This is a genomic window from Micromonospora sp. LH3U1 (assembly GCF_028475105.1).
In the GTDB taxonomy this organism is placed as follows: domain Bacteria; phylum Actinomycetota; class Actinomycetes; order Mycobacteriales; family Micromonosporaceae; genus Micromonospora.
Genome location: NZ_CP116936.1, coordinates 4,149,364 through 4,169,125, shown reverse-complemented (window position 1 = coordinate 4,169,125; position 19,762 = coordinate 4,149,364). Strand labels below are relative to the sequence as shown.

Here is a 19,762-nt window from a genome sequence, read left to right as displayed (position 1 = left end):
CCGTCCGCATGCGGGAAGCGGGGTATTGAAGGTCTTGACGCGATACCCGAGAAACGTACACTGCGAGTGTAAATAACACCCGCCACGACAGAGGGATGGGTGATGGAGCGCGGCCTTGAATTGCACCACATCGGCGTCCGGTTCGGCGGCCTCACCGCCCTCGACGATGTCTCCCTGCGGGTGCCCCCGAACCGGGTGGTGGGCGTGATCGGGCCCAACGGTGCCGGCAAGACCACGCTGTTCAACGTGATCTGCGGCTTCGTCGCGCCGGAGACGGGTTCGCTCACCCTCGACGGCCGGCCGCTACGGCCACGGCCGCACCGGCTGACCCGGCTCGGCATCGCCCGGACGTTGCAGGGCACCGGGCTCTTCGCCGGGCTGAGCGTGCTGGAGAACGTGATGACCGGCGCCGCACACACCGCCCGTGCCGGCTTCGTCTCGGCGCTGCTCGGGTTGCCGGCCAGCGACCGCGACGAGCGCCGGCTTCGTCGGCACGCTCTCGACATCCTCGACGACCTGGGGATCGCCGAACACGCCGACGCCGCGCCGACCACACTGCCCTTCGCCATACGTCAGCGTGTCGCGCTGGCCCGTGCACTCGCGGCCCGGCCCCGGCTGCTCCTGCTCGACGAGCCCGCCGGTGGCCTCGGCGCGGACGACATCGCCGAGCTTGCGGACCTGATCCGCCAGCTGCCCAAGCGCGACGAGGACCCGTGCGCGGTGCTGCTCGTCGAGCACCACATGGACCTGGTGATGGCCGTCTGCGACGAGCTCGTGGTGCTCGACTTCGGCCGGGTGATCGCCGCCGGCACCCCGGACGAGATCCGCGACGACCCGGCGGTCACGGACGCCTACCTCGGTGCCACCGTCGAGGAAGCCGCATGAGCGCCCCGGACCTGCTCGTCGTGCGCGGGTTGGTGGCTGGTTACGGTGCCGCGCCCGTGCTGCAGGCCATCGACCTCACCGTCCCGGCCGGCACGATCGCCGCGGTCGTCGGCGCCAACGGCGCCGGCAAGACCACGCTGCTCCGCGCGCTCTCCGGCATGATCCGCCCGGCCGCTGGCCAGGTGCTCCTCGCCGGGGAGGACCTCCGCGGTACGCCGGTGGAGCAACTCGTCCGGCGTGGCATGGCGCACGTGCCGGAGGGGCGGGGTGTGATCAGCGAGTTGACGGTCGACGAGAACCTGCGGCTCGGCGGGTTGTGGCGGCGTGACCGGGCCGACGCCGGTCGCGCCCTCGACGAGGTCTACGAGCTCTTCGAGCCCCTTGCTCACCGTCGCCGGCACCTCGGCCACCAGCTTTCCGGCGGTGAGCGGCAGATGCTCGCGCTCGGCCGGGCCCTGGTCGGCCGGCCCCGCCTGCTGCTGCTGGACGAGCCGTCGCTCGGCTTGGCTCCCCGGGTCGTCGCCCGGACCATGGCCCTGCTTCGCCAGCTGCGCGACCGTACCGGCCTGACCGTGTTGCTGGTCGAGCAGAACGTCCGTAGTGCACTCGCTGTCGCCGACCAGGGTGTCGTGATGTCCCTCGGTCGGGTCGTGATCGCTGCCCCGGCGGCGCAACTGCGTGACGACGTCGACCTGCGCCACGCGTACCTCGGTTTCTGACCACCACCTCGTCCCCCGGAGGGAGGACTGTTGGACCGCTTCGTCTTCCTCACCATCGACGGCCTGTCCCGGGGCGCGGTATACGCCGCGTTCGCGCTGGCCCTGGTGCTCATCTGGCGGGCGGCGCGGGTCGTCAACTTCGCCCAGGGGGCGATGGCCGTCGCCGCCGCGTACGTCGCCTACACCGTCTCCGCCGCGACCGGCTCCTACTGGCTGGGCTTCGTGGTCGCGATCGTCGCCGGCCTGCTGCTCGGTGCGCTGGTGGACCGCGTCGTGATGCGGCACGTCGACCACGCCTCACCGCTCAACCCGGTGATCGTCGCGCTCGGGCTGGTGTTGTTGATCCAGGCCGTGCTGGGAATGGTGTACGGCAACGAGTTCCGCCCCGCGGAGGCGCCGTTCAGCCGGACTGCCCTCACCGTGGGTGGGGTCGCCGTGCTGTCGCCGTACGACCTGTTCGTCTTCGCCACGATCGGCGTGGTGGTCAGCGGCCTGGCCTGGATGTTCGCCCGCACCCCGGTCGGGTTGCGGATGCGCGCGGCGGCTTTCGCTCCCGAGGTCTCCCGGCTGCTCGGGGTCAACGTCGGTGGCATGTTGACCCTCGGGTGGGCACTCGCCTCCGGGGTCGGCGCACTGGCCGCCATGCTGGTCATGCCGACAGAGCTGGGCCTGCACCCGCACGCGATGGACCTGGTGTTCGTCTCGGCGTTCACCGCGGCGGTGGTCGGCGGGCTGGACAGTCCACCGGGGGCGGTGGTCGGAGGCCTACTGGTGGGTCTGCTGCTCTCCTACGTGAGCGGTTACGCCGGCAGCGACCTGACTCCGCTCGCGGTGCTGGTCCTGCTGCTGGCGGTGCTGCTGGTCCGGCCCGGTGGGCTGTTCGCCCCGGTCGTGGCGAGGCGGGTGTGAGCGCCACCCGGGCGGCCCTGCCGCCGAAGCGCCAGCTGGCCGACACCGGCGATCGGCCGGTCGACCGGCGACGGGGCTCCACCCTGCTGCGCCACCTCGCGGTGGTGCTCGCTGCCGGGCTGCTGCTGGTGGCGGTCAGCTACGCCGTCGAGCCGTTCCGCAACTTCCAGCTCGCCACCGTGGCCGCCTACCTCTGTGCGACCGCCGGGCTGACCGTCCTCACCGGGCTCAACGGTCAACTGTCGCTCGGGCACGGCGCGTTGATGGCCACCGGGGCGTACACCGTGGCTCTGTGCCAGAACGCGTTCGCCGACCGGGGGATGACCGGCGGCTGGCTGTTGCCGCTCTCGCTGGGGGCGGCGATCGTCGGTACGGTCGTGGTCGGCGCGGTGGTCGGTGTGGCCGCGGCCCGGCTGCGCGGCCCCTACCTGGCCGGGGTCACTCTCGCGGTGGCCGTCGTCGTGCCGGCGTTGGCGGTCACCTTCGACGGCGTGTTCAACGGCGAGCAGGGGCTGTCGGTGCCGGTGGAGCCGCCGCCGATGTCGCTCGGCCCGTACTTCCCCTACGAGCGGTGGCAGCTCTGGATCACCGGCGCGGCAACCCTGCTCGCCCTGCTGCTGCTGGCCAATCTGATCCGCAGCCGGTATGGGCGGACCTTCCGCGCGGTCCGCGACGACGAGGTGGCGGCCCGCCTCGCGGGGATCCATGTGGCCCGCACCCAGGTCATCGCGTTCGTGGTCAGTGCCGCCACCGCCGGGCTCGGTGGCGCCCTGCTCGCGGTGCTCGCGCAGAGCGTCTCGCCCGGCGCGTTCTCGTTGACCCTGTCGCTCTTCCTGCTGATGGCCGTGGTGATCGGTGGTCTCGGTCGCCTCACCGGAGCGTTGTGGGGGGCCGTCCTGCTGGTCGCCCTGCCCGATCTCACTCACTCCGCGACCGAGCTGCTCACGCTCTCGCCCGCGGTGGCGCAGCGGCTGGAGGGAAACCTCCCGCTGGCGATCTTCGGACTCACCCTGATCGTCGTCATGATCGCCGCACCCGGCGGCGTGCAGGGCCTGCTGTCCCGCCTCGGTCGGGCCCTGCTGGCCCGGTGGCCGGCGCGGCGTTCCTGAGCTGTCCTCGGCCCGGCTTCGGCCGGGCGCTCCACCACCACACCGTTCCCTTGAAAACCGGACCGAGAAAGGTCGGTGTTTCCCATGCACCGTAAGGCGCAACGCGGTCTCGCGATCGCCAGCACCATCGCCCTGCTCATCACCGCCGCCGGCTGTAGTGGCGACGACGGCCCCAGCTCCGGCGGCGCGTCGGTGCCGGGCGTCACCGACACCGAGATCACCGTCGGCACGCACATGCCGCTCACCGGGCCCGCCTCGGCTGGCTACTCCAAGATCGCCCCGGCGACGAAGGCGTACTTCGACTACGTCAACGCCAACGGCGGTGTGCACGGCCGGAAGCTCACCTACAAGATCATGGACGACGGCTACAACCCGGCGAACACGCAGCAGGTGGTCCGCCAGCTCGTCCTGCAGGACAAGGTCTTCGCCATCCTCAACGGCCTCGGCACGCCGACGCATACCGGCGTGCTCGACTTCCTCAAGAGCAACCGGGTGCCCGACCTCTTCGTCGCCTCCGGCAGCCGCAGCTGGGACCAGCCGGACAAGTATCCGGGCACGTTCGGGTTTAACCCGGACTACACCATCGAGGGCAAGATCCTCGCCAACTACGCGAAGGCGAACCTGGCCGGCCAGAAGGTCTGCTTCCTCGGTCAGGACGACGACTTCGGCCGCGACAGCCTGGTCGGCGTGGAGAAGGTGCTCGGCGCCGGGGCCGTGGCGGTCAAGCAGACCTACGTCACCAGCAACACCAACGTGGCGCCGCAGATCGGCGCCTTCAAGGCGGCCGGCTGCCAGGTCGTCGTGCTCGCCACCGTGCCCGGCTTCACCGCGCTCTCCGTCGGCACCGCCGCGCGGCTGGGCTTCAAGCCGCAGTGGCTGGTCTCCAACGTCGGCTCCGATTACCAGACCCTGGCCAAGCAGCTCGGCGCCGCCGCCCCGCTGCTGGAGGGCATGGTCGGCACCAACTACCTGCCGATGGAGAACGACACCGCGAACCCGTGGATCCAGCTCTTCACCAAGATCAACAAAGAGCACAACGGGGGCGCGCCGTTCGACGGCAACACCGTCTACGGCATGTCGGTCGGTTACCTCTTCGTGCAGGTGCTGCTCGCCGCAGGCAAGGATGTCACCCGGGAGAAGGTGCTCGACGCCGTGCAGAAGGGTGGCTTCCAGGGCCCCGGGCTCGCGCCGTTGCGCTTCTCCGCCAAGGACCACTCCGGCTACGGCGGACAGCGGTTGGCGCGGGTGAGCGGGGGAGTGCAGAGCTACTTCGGCCCGACGTACGAGACCGACGAGGCGGACGGGCCGGTCAAGGAGTACACGGCCACGCCGGCCGCGCCGCCGGCGAACGGGGTGCCGACCGGCTCCTGAGGATCCGTCGTACAACCGGCGTCCGACCGGGCGTGGTCGCGCGTGACCACGTCCGGTCGGACGGCTGTGCCCGTTGCCGGACCGGGCGGGCGAGTGTCGAAGCGGTCTTCCGGACGTTGACCGACACCGATCACTGCTCCTACTATCTGCACTGTGGATGCATATTCGGGCCGGCTCGTGGATCGTGTCGCCATCGTCACCGGCGCCAGTAGGGGCATCGGCCTGGCCATCGCCCAGCGTCTCGTTGCCGAAGGCGCCCGGGTGGGTCTGACCGCTCGACGTCCCGAGGCGCTGGCCGAGGCGGTCACCGCCCTGGGCGGGCCGGCGTACGCCGTTGCCGTGCCCGGCCGCTCCGACGATCCCGAGCATCGGGCTGCCGCGGTCCAGCAGGTCAGCGCCGCGTTCGGGCCGGTGGACCTCCTGGTCAACAACACCGGCATCAACCCGGTGCACGGCCCGCTGGTCGAGCTGGACCTGGCCGCGGCCCGCAAGATCCTCGATGTGAACGTGGTCGCCACGCTCGGTTGGGTGCAGGAGGTCTGCGCCGCCGGCATGACCGAGCGCGGCGGGTGCGTCGTCAACGTTTCGTCGATCGCCGGTCTCGCGCCGTCGCCCGGCATCGCCTTCTACGGGGTGAGCAAGGCCGCGCTCGATCACCTCACGGCCAACCTCGCCGTGGAACTGGGGCCGACGATCCGGGTCAACGCGGTCGCGCCCGGCGTGGTGAAGACCCGCTTCGCCGCCGCGCTCTACGAGGGTCGGGAGGACGAGGTCGCCGCACGGTACCCGCTCGGGCGCCTCGGTCTGCCGCAGGACGTGGCGGGCGCGGTCGCCTTCCTCGCCTCCGATGACGCCACCTGGATCACCGGGCAGACCATCGTCTGCGACGGCGGTGTCTCGCTGACCGGCCGGGCCGCATGACAACGCCGACGGTCGGTCCCGGGTCCCTGATCATCGCCTGTCTAGACTCGGCGGTGCGTCGGGAGACGCCGTGGCGATGAAGGGGCGGGGGCGGATGGACGGGGTCGAGGTCGTGGGCCGGGTCGACGGGCGTACCGCCCGGGCCGAGCGCACCCGCGCGGCCATCGTCGAGGCGCACCTCGCACTCATCTCCGAGGGCGACCTGCGCCCAACCGGCGAGCGCATCGCCGAACGGGCCGGCATCTCGCTGCGGACGCTCTGGACCAACTTCAAGGACATGGAGACGCTCTTCGAGGCGAGTGGCGTGGAGGTGCTCCGCCAGCAGGACGCCGCCTACCGGCCGATCTCACCCGGGCTGCCGCTGGCGAAGCGGGTCGACGCGTACTGCCGGCAACGGGCTCGGCTGCTGCAGCTCATCACACCGTCGGCGCGGGCCGCCCAGATGCGGGAACCGGTCTCCGACCAACTGCACCGTAACCGCCTCAAGCACGTCGACCGGGTCCGCGACGAGGTCGAGGAGCTCTTCGCCACGGAGCTGACCCAGGCCGGTCGAAGTCGGGACCAACTGCTCAATGCCCTGGTGGCGGCCAGCATGTGGCCAGCCTGGTCGATGCTGCGCTACGGCCTCGGGCTGGGCGTCGATCAGGCCCGCGCGGTGATGACCCGGACCGTGGGCGCGTTGCTGGCCGAGGTCGCGGCCGACTGATTCCGGCTCGGCCCGATATCGCCCCCTCTTTCCATCCGGTTACCAATGGGTGACACTGGCAGGCATGGTTACTGCATCAAGAGTGCAACTAACCGCGCTGCGTGGCCGGGACGACGAGTGCCGGGCTGTCCGGAGCCTCCTCGACGGCGTGACCGACGGCGGCGGTGCCCTGCTGGTGTACGGGGAGCCCGGATCGGGCCGGACGGCGCTGGTCGGCTACGCCCACCGGCACGCGGAGGCCTGCACCGTGCTCGCCGGGACCGGCCTCACCGAGGAGGCCGCCCTGCCGTACGCCGGCCTCCAGCGCCTGGTCGACCCGGTGCTCGATCGGGCCGCCGCCCTGCCCAACGAGCAGCGCCAACTGCTGCGGCGCGCGCTGGCCGGGGAGAGCTGCCCGGCGGACCGCCAACTGACGCTGTCGATGGCGGTGCTCGGGTTGCTCGTCGCCGCCGCCGGGGACCGCCCGCTGCTCGCCACCATGGACGACGTCGACCGAGGTGACCCGCAGACCGCGCAGGTGCTGGCCTTCGTGGCCCGCCGACTGCGGCACTCTCCGATCGCCGTCCTGCTCACCGCGGATGTCACCACCATGGTCGACGGGATACCGGCGTACCGACTCCGCGCGCTGACCGAGAGCGAGAGCGTCGCCGTCCTCACCGACCAGCTCCGGCCACTGGGCGAGCGGGAGAGCGCCGACCGGCTTCCCGAGCGGCCCGCCGCGTCGGTCCTGACCGCGCTGGCCGGAATCGGCGGCGGCAACCCACAGGCCCTGGTGGATCTCGCCGAGGTGCTCAGCCCAGGGCAGTGGCGGGGGGAGGAGTCGCTGCCCGCCGCGCCGCCGGCGGACGGCGCGTTGGGCCGCGCGTACCGGGCTCGGTTGGACCGGTTGCCGCCGGACACCCGGCGGATGCTGCTGCTCGCCGCGCTCGACGAGGACGGTGAGCCGGGGACCCTGATCCGGGCCGCCGGAGCCGCCGGCACCGAGGTCGAGGCGCTCGCCCCGGCGGAGGTCGCCGGCCTGGTCCGCGTCGAACCGCGGGCGTCACCTTCCCGCAGCCGTTGGTGCGCACGATGATCGCGGCCAGCGCGCCACTCGCGGAGCGCCGGGCGGCGCACCGGCTGCTCGCCGAGGTGCTGGTCGCGGACGGGCAGCGGCTGCGCCGGGCGATGCACCTCGCCGCCGCGACGGCGGGTGCCGATCCGGCTCTCGCCGCCGAGCTGGAAGAGGCGGCGGCTGGTGGAGCCGGCGGCTGGGCGGTCGCCTCGGCGGCGCTGCGCTGGGCGGCCGAGCTCAGCGATCATCCGACCCAGAGCGCAGCCCGACTGCTGACCGCCGCCCACTATGCCTGGGTCGGGGGGCAACCCGACGTGGCCCGGCTGCTGCTCGACCGCCTCCGTGCGGTGTCCACGGACCCGGTCGTCAGGGGGCGCGCCGATCTGCTGCGCGGTGAGTTGGAGCTGCGGTGCGGTGCCGCTTCAGGTGCGTCGGCCACGTTGCTGTCCGCCGCCAACGCGGTGGCCGGCGCCGACCGCGCCCTGGCGTTGTCCGGGCTGGTGCGGGCCGGCGAGGCCGTCTGTTACGCCGGTGACCAGTACCGGTACGCCGAGGTCGCCCGCCAGGCGCTGGCGTTGCGACACCCGAGCGACCCGCCGGCGATGGAGCTGATGAGCTGCCTGCTTGCTGGGGTGGCCGCGACCCTGCGGGGCGACCATGAGCGGGCCGGGCCCGCGCTGCGCCGCGCCGTCGTGCTGGGTGGCCGGCTGACCGGGTCGGCGCTGACCCCCACCGCGCTCACCTGTGCGGCGGCGGCCGGTCTGCTGGTGGCCGTGGACGGCGCGGCGCACCGGCTCGCCGAGCGCGCCGTCGGGTTGGCCCGGGAACGGGGCGAGCTGTCCATGCTGTCCCGGGCACTGGAGTTGCGGGCGATCGCCGAGTATTGGCTGGGTCGGCACGAGGCGGCGGCGGAAACCTCCCGCGACGGGCTACGGGTCGCTCGCGCCACGGGTCAGGTCAACTGTGGCAACATCCATTTGGGCATGCTGGCCGTGCTCGCCGCGATGCGGGCCGACCGTGACACCAGCCTGCGGCGGATCCGCGAGATCGGCGAGTCGCCGACGCCGGGCAGCCGTCCGCACGCGCTCGCCGGGTGGGCCCTGGCGGTGCTCGACCTGGTCGACGGCCGCCACGCCGAGGCCGCCGACCGACTGGCGTCGTTGGCCCGGCTCGGCACCGGTCGAGGTCAGGTCCTCGTGCAGGTGATGGCCACCCCGTACCTGGTGGAAGCGGCGGCTCACCTGGCGCACCGACCAGCGGCAACGGCCGCCCTCGCCGTGTTCGACCGGTGGGCCAGCAGCACCGTGAGCCCGCTGCGTCGGGCCCTGTCCGCCCGGTGCCACGCGCTGCTCGCATCGCGAGGCGGTACCGAGGCAGAACGGGAATTCCAGACAGCGTTGCGGTTGCACCCGACGGATGCGGGCACGTTCGAGCGGGCCCGTACCGAGCTGCTCTTCGGCCAGGAGCTGCGCCGCAGCCGACGCCCTCGCGACGCGCGTACGCACCTGCACCAGGCCCGCGAGATGTTCAGCCTGCTCGGGGTGGCGTGCTGGGCTGAGCAGGCCACCAGGGAGCTGCGCGCGGCCGGGGAGTCGGTCGGTCCGCCGGATCTGCCGGCGGCGCGACTGCTGACCGGCCAGCAACTGCGGATCGCCGAACTTGTCGCGGAGGGCGCCACCAACCGGGAGATCGCCGCCCGGATGTTCCTCTCCACCCGTACGGTCGATCATCACCTGCGCAACGTGTTCCACCGGCTGGGCATCCGGTCGCGCACCGAGTTGGCCTGTGCCTTCGCCGCCGAACGGCACGTCGGGCTGGCCTCCGACCGGTGACCGTCCGGTCTGGACGCGTTTAACTATCACCGCTAGTTTAAAGGCCATGGAGCTCACCCTCTCCGCCGAGCAGGCCGCGGTCCGCCAGTTGGCCGCCGAGTTCGCCAACCGGGAGTTGTTACCGCACGCGGCCGCCTGGGATCGGCGCGAGTCGGTCGACCCCGGCATCGTCGCCATGCTCGGCGACCTGGGCTTCCTGGGGCTGACCATCGCCGAGGCCGACGGCGGTTCCGGCGGTGACCACCTCGCGTACTGCCTGGTTCTGGAGGAGCTCGGCCGGGGCGACTCGTCCGTGCGCGGCATCGTCTCGGTCTCACTCGGCCTGGTCGCGAAGTCGATCGCCGCCCACGGCTCGGCCACCCAGCGGGCCGAGTGGCTGCCGCGACTCTGCGCCGGCACCGCACTCGGCTGTTTCGCGCTGACCGAGCCGGACAGCGGCTCGGACGCCGCCGCGCTGCGGACCCGCGCGGTCCGCGAGGGCGCCGACTGGCTGCTCACCGGCACGAAGACGTTCATCACCAACGGCACCACCGCCGACGTCGCGCTCGTCTTCGCCCGCACCGGCGGCCCCGGGCACCGCGGGATCACCGCGTTCCTGGTGCCCACCGGCAGTCCCGGGCTGACCCGACGGGAGATCCACGGCAAGCTGGGCCTCCGCGGTCAGGCCACCGGTGAGCTGCGCTTCGACGAGGTACGCGTGCCCGACACGGCCCGCCTCGGCGACGAAGGCGCCGGGTTCCGCCTGGCCCTTGCCACCCTCGCCAAGGGCCGGATGTCAGTGGCCGCCGGCTGCGTCGGCATCGCCCAGGGCTGCCTCGACGCCGCGGTCGAATACGCCGGGCAGCGGACCCAGTTCGGCAAGCCGATCGCCGGCCACCAACTCGTCCAGCAACTTCTCGCCGCCATCGCGGTCGACGCTGCCGCCGCCCGGCTGTTGGTGTGGCAGGTGGCCGACCTGATCGACCGCGAGCAGCCGTTCGCCACCGAGGCGTCGATGGCCAAGCTGTTCGCCAGCGAGGCCGCCGTCCGTGCGGCCAACAACGCGGTCCAGGTGTTCGGTGGGTACGGCTACATCGACGAGTACCCCGTCGGCAAGTATCTGCGTGATGCCCGGGTCGCCACGCTCTACGAGGGCACCAGCCAGATCCAGCAACTCCTCATCGGACGCGCGCTCACCGGCGTCAACGCCTTCTAGCTCCAAGGAGACCTGGCATGAGAGTCTTCAGCTCGTTCGAGGAGTTGGCCGCCGCGGTCGGCGAGACCATCGGGCCCGGTCCGTGGCTGCGCATCGAGCAGAGCCGCGTCGACCTCTTCGCGGACGCCACCGACGACCACCAGTGGATCCATCTCGACCCGGCTCGGGCCGCGGCGGGGCCGTTCGGCGGGACGATCGCGCACGGGTATCTGACCCTGTCGCTACTGCCGGCGCTGGCCGGCCAGCTCTATCGGGTCGAGGGGGTGGCGATGGGGGTCAACTACGGGCTGAACCGGGTGCGTTTCCCCGCCCCCGTTCGGGTCGGCGCCGCCGTACGAGCCACCGCCACCATCGCCGAGGTGTCGCCGGTGACCGGCGGCGTGCAGATGGTCGCGGCGGTCACCGTCGAGAGCGACAGCGGTGGCAAGCCCGTCTGCGTGGCCGAATCTGTGAGCCGACTCTACCGAGCCGCAGGTCGATGATCGGTCAGCTCGTACGCGGTCGTGCCAGCGTGTCCGCGTTGCGGAAGTAGTTCCGGAACTTGCGCGACTCCGTCTCCCTCTGCTCCTCCACGGTCGATGCATCAACACGTTGCTGTCGGGTGACATGGGTGCTGCCTGGGCAGCCGTATCTTGTCGCGATGACCGGGCTGAACCGCGTCTCGTTAAACTTCCGGAAATTCTTGCCCGTCGATGAGCGGCGCTGACATACTCCTCATCCATTGGAGTCGATGACCGAGGGGTATGCGCCTCTTCCTGGACGCCTTCCCGTGCGCGGTCCCGACCCGAGACCCCACCACCGCCGGGGCGGTGTGTCAGCTGCGCCGTCCCGGGCCCCACGGAAGGAAAAAACATGATCGAAAGGTGTCACGGGGACAGCCGTCCAAAAATGGGCCCCCGAGCACGTACGGCGATTGGCTTCGCCGCCGCGGCTCTACTCGCCGCAACCGGCGCCGCGTTCCTGCCGGGGACAGCGAGCGCCGGGACGACGTTGGGTGCGTCTGCCACGGAGAAGGGTCGGTATTTCGGTACGGCGGTGGCGGCGAGCAGGTTGAGCGATGGTGCGTACACGACGATTTTGAATCGTGAGTTCAACTCGGTGACGCCCGAGAACGAGATGAAGATCGACGCGACGGAGCCGCAGCAGGGCCAGTTCAGCTACGGTGCGGCGGAGCAGATCGTCAACCACGCCCGGAGCCGCGGGATGAGCGTGCGGGGGCACACCCTGGCGTGGCACTCGCAGCAGCCGGGCTGGATGCAGAACATGAGTGGCAGTGCGTTGCGGCAGGCGATGCTCAATCACGTCACGCAGGTGGCGACGCATTTCCGGGGTCAGATCGTGACGTGGGACGTGGTCAACGAGGCGTTCGCCGATGGTAGTTCCGGTGCTCGTCGTGACTCGAATCTGCAGCGGACCGGTAACGACTGGATCGAGGCCGCGTTCCGGGCGGCGCGTGCGGCGGATCCGGGCGCGAAGCTCTGCTACAACGATTACAACACCGACAACTGGACCCAGGCCAAGACGCAGGCTGTCTACAACATGGTTCGGGACTTCAAGTCTCGTGGTGTGCCGATCGACTGCGTCGGGTTCCAGTCGCACTTCAACAACGATTCGCCGTATGTGAGTAACTACCGCACCACGTTGTCGAGTTTCGCGGCGTTGGGTGTGGATGTGCAGGTCACCGAGTTGGACATCCAGGGCGCCTCGGCGACCACCTACCGCAGTGTGGTCGAGGACTGCCTGGCGGTCGCCCGGTGTAACGGGATCACGGTCTGGGGCATCCGCGACAGCGACTCGTGGCGGGCCTCGCAGACCCCGCTGCTGTTCAACAGCAGCGGTCAGAAGAAGGCGGCGTACGACGCGGTCCTCGCCGCGCTCAACAACGGCACCACACCCACCAACCCACCCACCACCACCCCGCCTACCACCACCCCGCCACCGACCGACCCGCCCAGCGGCAGTTGCACCGCGACCCTGCAGGACAGCACCCGGTGGGGCGACCGGTTCAACAGTCAGGTGACCGTCAGTGGGGCGAGCAGCTGGACCGTCGTGGTCTCGGTCACCCCGCCGCAGAAGGTGTCGGCCACCTGGAACGGCAGTCCGAGCTGGGACGGCAGCGGAAACGTCATGACCATGCGGTCGAACGGCAGCGGCAACGTCTTCGGCTTCACCACCATGGCCAACGGCAACTGGACGCGCCCAGTGGTGCAATCCTGCACCGCCTCCTGAGCAGCACCGCACGCTGAGGGGCGGCGACGGTTTCCGTCGCCGCCCCATCATCTGTGCGGGTAGCTGGATCAGCAGGTGCAGGTCGCCAGGGGTGGTGTCAGACGATCGCGCAGGCGGTGCCGTTGAGGGTGAATGCGGACGGTCGGGCGGTGCTGCCGGTGTGGGTCGCCTGGAAGCCGATGTCGACCGAGGTGTTCGGCGCGATCGTCGCGTTGTAGGAGACGTTGCGGGCGGTCACCGCTCCGCTCGACGGGGAGTAGGTGGCGTTCCAGCCGTTGGTGATGGTCTGCCCACCCGGCAGCGTGAACGCCAGGGCCCAACCGTTGACCGGTGCGCTGCTCGTGTTGGTCACCGAGACCGAGGCGGTGAAACCGCTGTTCCAGGCGTTGACGGTGTACGCGACGCGGCACCCGCCAGACGCCGGCGGGGTGGTCGGCGGGGTCGTGGTGGTCGGTGGGGTCGTGGTCGGAGGGGTGGTGGTCGGAGGAGTGTCGCCCCCGATGCTGCCGGGCACCGTCCGGAGAGCGTCGTACCAGGCTGCGGCCATCTTGCGGTAGCCCGTGGCGTTGGGGTGCACGCCGTCGGCCAGGTCGCTGAGCGTCAGGGCGCCGTACATGTCGACCAGGTGGACGCGTTTGCCGGCGGCGGCCCTGGTCTGCACGATCCCGGGGATCGCGGCGTTGTAGCCCCGGACCTGGTTGTCCGCACCGGACTTCGGGATGATCGTCGCCACGAACACCTCCGCGTTCGGGGCGTTGGTGGTGATCCGGTCGACCAGGGTGGCCAGCCGGGCCGGGGCGCCGGACGTGTCTCCGTACATGTCGTTGGTGCCGATGTGCAGCAGCACGGTCCGGGGATTCGTGGCCCGCAACCAGTTGACGACGTTGGCGTCGATCTGGGCGATCGTCCATCCGGAATGGCCCTGGTGGTCGTGGTCGCCGAGGCTGGCTGGGCCATTGAACTGGGAGCCGACGAAGTCGATCCGGTAACCGCCGGTCGTGAACCGCTGCCAGAGTTCGATCCGGTAACCGCCGGGGACGTTGAATCCGTCGGTGATCGAGTCACCGAGGGGCATCACGCGTACGCCGCCATTGGATTCCGCGCTCGCGGGAGTGGTCGCGATCGGTACGGCGGCGACCATGGCGGCGACGGCGGCCAGGGCGGCCCACCACAGGCGGGCCCGTCGGGGCCTCGACGTCGCTGGGATGGCGGTAGGGGAGGGAGGGACGGGATGGTCGAGCGTCGAACTGCTCATGGGACTTCCTCAGGTGGTGGGTGCGCGACAGCAGCGGGCACCGAAGGGACGGATGCCCGCGCCATGACGCGGCATGCGGAGGGGGCGGCGCGGAACGACCAGAAACCCGGACGTCTTCACTGGTGGTCGTAGCGCTGTATCTGGCCATCGACGGTCGGACGCGACAGGCCGATGAGCCGTGGCGGAGGTGTGCCCTGCACCTCGCCTGACGCACCATAGCGTGTTATCGCTAACATCAGCAATAGATCGGCGTTCGGCTATGCCATCACGATGTCCGTCCTACGAACGTCCCTCAGGCAAAGCTGTCTTGGCGGCCCGCTCGATCTGCGCTCGTCTGGCGTTCCAGAAGGCCGCGTCGCCCTGTTGGTCGACGTATTGCGCTGCCGTTCCTGTCGAGCCGTCCAGCTGTTCGCGCAGGATGTCGGCGTGTCCGGCGTGACGGTTCGTCTCGGCGAGCAGGTGGACCAGGATGGTGAACAGCGTGACCTGTGGGCGCGGCCACCAGGGCACGTGACCGGGGGAGTCGGCGTCCAGGGCGATGATCGTCGTATCCGAGTGCTCCCACACACGACGGTAACGGTCGATGATCTCCTCGCGCGTCTCGTGCTCGGTCGCCCACATCTCGCCGCCGACCGCCTCGGCGTCGTCCCAGCGGGCCAGGGGCTCCGGGAACGGCCGCCCGAAGACCTCACCGAAGTACCTGGCCTCCCAGGCCGACAGATGTTTGACCAGGCCGAGAAGATTCGTGCCGGTTGCGGTCAGGGGGCGGCGAACGTCGTACTCGCCGAGCCCATCGAGCTTCCAGAGGATCGCCTCACGAATCTCCCGGAGATCGCTGTGCAGGTGCGTCTTCGCGAACTCATCGATCATGGGGCATGAGCCTGCCACCTGCTCCCGGCGACCTCAATGCCCCGATGCGCGAGCCGGGTGGAGCACCGCGTCGAGCCAGCGCAGCTGACGCCGGACGTGCACCGCCTCGCCGCCCTCGTGGCCGTTGAACGGGTAGACGTACATCTCGCGCGCGGGCGGGACCGGTAGCCGGGCCGCCGCACCGTACTGGTTGTAGGCGGCAAAGCCGGTTGTCGGTGGACAGACGGTGTCACGTAGACCGACGCCGAAGTGCGCCGGCGCCGTCGCACGTCGCGCGAAGCTGACACCGTCGACATAGGACAGAGTGCGCCACACCGCCTCCTCGGCCTCCCGGTGCACGGCCAGATACCGGGCGATCTCGCCGTACGGCGCGGGTTCGCAGAGCTGGACGGCCCGTTGCATGTCGCAGAGGAACGGTGCGGTGGTCAGCACCGCGCTGAGGTCGTCGACGAGGCCCGCCACCGCCAGGGCGAGGCCGCCGCCCTGGCTGTTACCGACCACGCTCACCCGGTCTGCGTCGACCCCCGGCAGGGCCCTGACCGCCTCGACGGCCCTGACCGCGTCGGTGATCAGGCGGCGGTAGTGGTAGTCACGCGGGTCGAGGATCCCCCAGGTGACCGGCCAGGGCCCGCCGGGCGCGCCGTGCGGGTCGGCGGTGTCCCCGGCACCGTACTGCCCCGCCTGACCCCGGTTGTCCATCAGCAGGTGCGCGTACCCGGCCACCGGCCAGGTCAGCCGCTCGTGTGGCAGGCCGCGGCCGCGGCCGTAGCCGGCGTACTCGACCACGGCAGGCAGCGGCTCTCGAACGCCAGCCGGGCGGGTGTACCAGGCCCGTACGGGGTCGCCGTCGAAGCCGGCGAACGTGACGTCCCAGGAGTCGAGCAGGCGCAGATCGGTCGGCTCCGGGCGGACGTCGACGAGCACCGGCCGAGCGGTCGCAGCGGCGAGCGTGTCACGCCAGAACTCGTCGAAGTCGTCGGGTTCGACGACCTGGGGCGCGTACCGCCGGAGTTCGTCGGGAATGGACGGGGAGTGGGACACGGGTCCTCGCAGGGGCCGGAGTCAGTGCGGGGTGGCGGGTGGTGCGGTGCTTTCCCGGACGACCAACTCGGTCACCAGGTCGATCCGGCTGGTCGGCGGCTCATTGCCTCGCGTCAGGTCGAGCAGCATCTGAGTGGCGATGCCAGCCATGTCGCGCAACGGCTGGTTGATCGTGGTCAGGGCCGGGTCGGTCCAGGCGGAGACCGGCAGATTGTCGTACCCGATCACCGAAAGGTCCTCGGGCACACGGAGGCCGCACTGGCGGGCGGCCCGGAGCACCCCCATGGCCTGGATGTCGGAACCGGCGAAGATCGCCGTGGGCCGGGACGGCTGGCGTAGCAGTTGCAGCCCGTGGGTGTGCCCGGCGCCCGCGGAGAAACTGCCGTAGCGGACCAGTTCGCGGTCGACCGCGAGCCCGGCTTCCTCGTGGGCAGACTGAAAGCCGGCGGCGCGGGCGCGACTGCAGAGCATGTCGGGTGGCCCGGAGATGATGGCGATCCGCCGGTGTCCCAACTCCAGGAGGTGCCGGGTGGCGAGCAGGCCGCCGTTCCAGTTGTTCGAACCGACGGTGGGCACGGAGGCCGAAGTCGCGCTGTCGGTGTCGACGACGACGAACGGTATGCCCTGGCGCCGCAGGTGCTGTTGCTGGGCCTCGGCCAGATGGGAGAGGACGAACAACACGCCCAACGGGCGGTCGGCGAGTAACGCCTCCAGCCATCGTGCCGGCGGGCGGTGCGCGCCGTCGAGCTGAGCGACCGACAACCCGACGCCGGCCGCGGTGGTCACCGCCTCGACGCCACGCAGGATCTCCATCGCCCATCCGGTGTCGAACTCGTGGAACACGAGATTGATCCGTCCGCCGCTCGTCGAGGGTCGCCGGGTGCGGCGCTGGTACTGGTGGCGGTCGAGGCTCGCCTCCACCCGGGCTCGGGTGCCGGGGGCGACATCGCCACGTCCGTTCAGGACCTTGGACACCGTCGCGACCGAGACACCGACATCGGTGGCGATGGTGGCGATGGTGGTGGAGGCGGGTGGGTCGAGCGGGCGGTGCTCTGTCATCGCGGCCTCATGCAGCATCCGAAAGTTTCGGAGGACCTTAACACGGTCTGCCGTCCATGCCAGCCGATCCGGCAGACGGGACTCTTGACACACATCGATGGACGCCCTTAGGTTGCCGAAAAGGTTACGCGGGTTTCCGGAAAGTTTCGGATCGTGAAAATGTCCGCCACGGAACTGGTTCCACGAGGACACGGGGAAGTGGCCGGAGCTAAGGGGTCTTGGCATGAGAAGTCAGTTGCCTGTGGACAGCGGCGCCGCGCCGTGGCGTGATTCGCGGTTGTCGCCGACCGAACGGGCCGAGGCGCTCCTGCCGTTGATGTCGCTGGAGGAGAAGGTCGCCCAGCTCGTCGGGGTCTGGGTCGGCGCCGAGGCATCCGGTGAGGGTGTCGCCCCACATCAATCCGACATGATCGACAACACCGTCCCGTGGAGCAGCATCATCCAGCACGGGCTGGGCCAGCTCACCCGACCGTTCGGCACCGCACCGGTCGACCCCGTGCTCGGCGCCCGGTCGCTGGCGGCCTCGCAGGCGCAGATCGTGGCCGCCAGTCGGTTCGGCATTCCGGCACAGGTGCACGAGGAGTGCCTCACCGGGTTCGCGGCGTGGCGCGCCACCGTCTACCCGACCCCGCTCAGCTGGGGCGCGTCCTTCGACCCCGATCTGGTCGAGGCGATGGCGGACCGCATCGGGCGCTCGATGCGCGCTGCCGGCGTGCACCAGGGGCTCGCCCCGGTCCTCGACGTCACCCGCGACTACCGCTGGGGCCGCACCGAGGAGACGATCGGCGAGGATCCCTACCTGGTGGGGACGACCGGTGCCGCGTACGTGCGGGGCCTGGAGAGGGCCGGCGTGGTGGCCACGCTGAAGCACTTCGCCGGCTACTCCGCCTCCCGCGGCGGACGCAACCTCGCGCCGGTGTCGATGGGTCGCCGGGAGTTGGCCGACGTCATCCTGCCGCCGTTCGAGATGGCGCTGCGCCACGGTGGCGCCCGTTCGGTGATGAACTCCTACGCCGAGATCGACGGCCTGCCCGTCGCCGCCGACGAGGAGCTGCTGACCGGCCTCCTGCGCGACGAGTGGGGCTTCACCGGCACCGTGGTCGCCGACTACTTCTCCGTGCGCTTCCTGCAGACCCTGCACGGTGTCGCCGATCGCGGCGTCGACGCGGCCCGGCTTGCCCTGCGGGCCGGGATCGACGTCGAGTTGCCCACCGTGGACACCTTCGGCGCCCCGCTGGTGGAGGCGGTGCGCTGCGGCGAGGTCGACGAGGCGCTGATCGACCGCGCGCTCCGTCGGGTGTTGATCCAGAAGATCGAGGTCGGACTGCTCGACGAGGGTTGGCAGGAACTGCCCGACGATGTGGCGTCCCTGCGCCTCGACGACGAGATCAGCCAGGACGTGGCCCTACGCCTGGCACAGGAATCCGTCGTCCTGCTGCGCAACACCGGTGTCCTTCCGCTGCCCGCTGGCGGCCGGGTCGCCCTGGTCGGCCCGGCTGCCGACGACCCGATGGCCATGCTCGGCTGCTACTCCTTCCCCAACCATGTGGGCGTCAACCACAGCGAGTACGGGCTCGGCCTGGACATCTTCTCGCTGCGCGACGAGTTGGCCCGACGCGTTCCGCTGCTCAGCTACGAGTTGGGATGCACCATCACCGGCGAGGACACCTCGGGCATCCCGGCCGCGGTCGCCGCGGTCGCCGCCGCCGACGTGTGCGTGCTCGCCGTCGGTGACCGGGCGGGGATGTTCGGCCGGGGCACCTCCGGCGAGGGCTGCGACGCGGCCGACCTTCAGCTGCCCGGCGTGCAGGCCGACCTCGTCCGGGCCGTCCTCGCTACCGGCACCCCGGTCGTCCTGGTGCTGATGACCGGTCGCCCCTACGCGCTCGGCCCGGAGTTCGACTCCGCGGCAGCCGTGGTGCAGGCGTTCTTCCTCGGTCAGCTCGGTGGGCAGGCGCTCGCCGAGGTGCTGACCGGCGCGGTGAACCCGTCCGGTCGGTTGCCGGTCAGCGTTCCCCGCGACGCGGGCGGAATGCCGAGCACCTACCTGTCGCCGCCGCTCGGCCAGCGCAACAAGGTCTCCTCGATCGATCCGAGCCCGGCGTACCCGTTCGGCCACGGGCTGACCTACACCACCTTCGAGTGGTCTGACGCCACGGTCGTGGAGCCGGCGGGCGAGACGCAGGATGAGCCGGCCGCCTGGCCGGTCGACGGCGAGGTGCGGGTGCGGATCACCGTCGCCAACACCGGTGACCGGGCCGGCACCGAGGTGGTGCAGCTCTACCTGCACGACCCGGTCGCGCAGACCACCCGCCCGGTTGTCCGGCTGATCGGTTACACCCGACTGCCGTTGGAGCCCGGCGAGGTGGCACACGTGACGTTCGGCGTCCCGGCTGACGTGGCGTCGTTCGTCGGGCTGTCCGGCCGGCGGGTCATCGAGCCCGGCGACGTCGAGCTGCGGTTCGGCCGGTCGAGCGGCGACGCGGCGGCGACCCTGCCGCTACGGCTGACCGGCGCCGAGCGCCAGGTCGGCCACCAGCGGGAACTGCTCACGTCGGTGCGGGTGGAGCCCCTCGTGGCCGTCCCGCACTCCGCCTAGGAGGCCGA

General features: G+C 70.9%; 17 protein-coding genes. 13 read left to right on the top strand and 4 right to left on the bottom strand.

Annotated elements, in window-relative coordinates; all coding sequences use genetic code 11:
* Nucleotides 1–102 precede the first annotated feature (102 nt).
* From PCA76_RS19160 to PCA76_RS19105, 12 genes are all read left to right on the top strand, one after another.
* Nucleotides 103–885, top strand: coding sequence for an ABC transporter ATP-binding protein (locus PCA76_RS19160; protein ID WP_272611818.1), 783 nt, complete (start codon nt 103–105; stop codon nt 883–885).
* Complete coding sequence (locus PCA76_RS19155) at nt 882–1,604, top strand: ABC transporter ATP-binding protein (protein WP_272611817.1); 723 nt, start codon at nt 882–884, stop codon at nt 1,602–1,604. Before PCA76_RS19160 ends, PCA76_RS19155 begins: the two co-directional genes overlap by 4 nt.
* Before the next feature lie 30 nt (nt 1,605–1,634).
* Nucleotides 1,635–2,513, top strand: coding sequence for a branched-chain amino acid ABC transporter permease (locus PCA76_RS19150; RefSeq protein ID WP_272611816.1), 879 nt, complete (start codon nt 1,635–1,637; stop codon nt 2,511–2,513).
* Complete coding sequence (locus PCA76_RS19145) at nt 2,510–3,622, top strand: branched-chain amino acid ABC transporter permease (protein WP_272611815.1); 1,113 nt, start codon at nt 2,510–2,512, stop codon at nt 3,620–3,622. Before PCA76_RS19150 ends, PCA76_RS19145 begins: the two co-directional genes overlap by 4 nt.
* An 84-nt stretch (nt 3,623–3,706) precedes the next feature.
* Entirely contained in the window at nt 3,707–4,993 is a 1,287-nt protein-coding gene (locus tag PCA76_RS19140) for an ABC transporter substrate-binding protein (protein WP_272611814.1), read from the top strand.
* 153 nt (nt 4,994–5,146) lie between these two features.
* On the top strand, nt 5,147–5,914 hold the full coding sequence (locus PCA76_RS19135) for an SDR family oxidoreductase (RefSeq protein ID WP_272611813.1): 768 nt from the start codon (nt 5,147–5,149) through the stop codon (nt 5,912–5,914).
* Nucleotides 5,915–6,008: 94 nt separating this feature from the next.
* A complete protein-coding gene (locus PCA76_RS19130) occupies nt 6,009–6,620 on the top strand; it encodes a TetR/AcrR family transcriptional regulator (protein ID WP_442930271.1) in 612 nt (203 codons plus the stop codon).
* A gap of 64 nt (nt 6,621–6,684) precedes the next feature.
* A complete protein-coding gene (locus PCA76_RS19125) occupies nt 6,685–7,695 on the top strand; it encodes an AAA family ATPase (protein WP_272611812.1) in 1,011 nt (336 codons plus the stop codon).
* Nucleotides 7,692–9,506: a LuxR family transcriptional regulator gene (locus PCA76_RS19120; RefSeq protein WP_272611811.1), complete on the top strand. Its 1,815-nt coding sequence runs from the start codon at nt 7,692–7,694 to the stop codon at nt 9,504–9,506. The genes PCA76_RS19125 and PCA76_RS19120 overlap by 4 nt, the downstream gene beginning before the upstream one ends.
* Nucleotides 9,507–9,552: 46 nt before the next feature.
* Entirely contained in the window at nt 9,553–10,701 is a 1,149-nt protein-coding gene (locus PCA76_RS19115) for an acyl-CoA dehydrogenase family protein (RefSeq protein WP_272611810.1), read from the top strand.
* A 17-nt stretch (nt 10,702–10,718) separates the two neighbouring features.
* Nucleotides 10,719–11,183 carry a MaoC family dehydratase gene (locus PCA76_RS19110; protein WP_272611809.1) on the top strand — a complete coding sequence of 155 codons (465 nt, stop codon included), beginning with the start codon at nt 10,719–10,721 and terminating at the stop codon, nt 11,181–11,183.
* Between the two features lie 406 nt (nt 11,184–11,589).
* Nucleotides 11,590–12,930, top strand: coding sequence for an endo-1,4-beta-xylanase (locus PCA76_RS19105; RefSeq protein WP_272611808.1), 1,341 nt, complete (start codon nt 11,590–11,592; stop codon nt 12,928–12,930).
* Between the two features lie 97 nt (nt 12,931–13,027).
* On the opposite strand, the gene PCA76_RS19100 is transcribed toward PCA76_RS19105, so the two are convergent.
* The 4 genes from PCA76_RS19100 to PCA76_RS19085 all read right to left on the bottom strand — a co-directional run bounded on the left by PCA76_RS19100 (nt 13,028) and on the right by PCA76_RS19085 (nt 17,155).
* The gene (locus PCA76_RS19100) at nt 13,028–14,185 is read right to left on the bottom strand and encodes a cellulose binding domain-containing protein (RefSeq protein ID WP_442930145.1); all 1,158 of its coding nucleotides are present in this window, start codon (nt 14,183–14,185) and stop codon (nt 13,028–13,030) included.
* Nucleotides 14,186–14,464: 279 nt separating this feature from the next.
* Entirely contained in the window at nt 14,465–15,055 is a 591-nt protein-coding gene (locus tag PCA76_RS19095) for a DinB family protein (protein ID WP_272611806.1), read from the bottom strand.
* 33 nt (nt 15,056–15,088) lie between these two features.
* Entirely contained in the window at nt 15,089–16,096 is a 1,008-nt protein-coding gene (locus PCA76_RS19090) for an acetylxylan esterase (RefSeq protein ID WP_272611805.1), read from the bottom strand.
* A 21-nt stretch (nt 16,097–16,117) separates the two neighbouring features.
* On the bottom strand, nt 16,118–17,155 hold the full coding sequence (locus PCA76_RS19085) for a LacI family DNA-binding transcriptional regulator (RefSeq protein WP_272611804.1): 1,038 nt from the start codon (nt 17,153–17,155) through the stop codon (nt 16,118–16,120).
* 223 nt (nt 17,156–17,378) lie between these two features.
* Here PCA76_RS19085 and PCA76_RS19080 point away from each other — a divergent pair, with 223 nt between their 5' ends.
* Nucleotides 17,379–19,754 (top strand): glycoside hydrolase family 3 N-terminal domain-containing protein, encoded by a 2,376-nt coding sequence (locus PCA76_RS19080; protein ID WP_272611803.1) that lies wholly within the window; start codon nt 17,379–17,381, stop codon nt 19,752–19,754.
* The last annotated feature ends 8 nt before the right edge of the window (nt 19,755–19,762 follow it).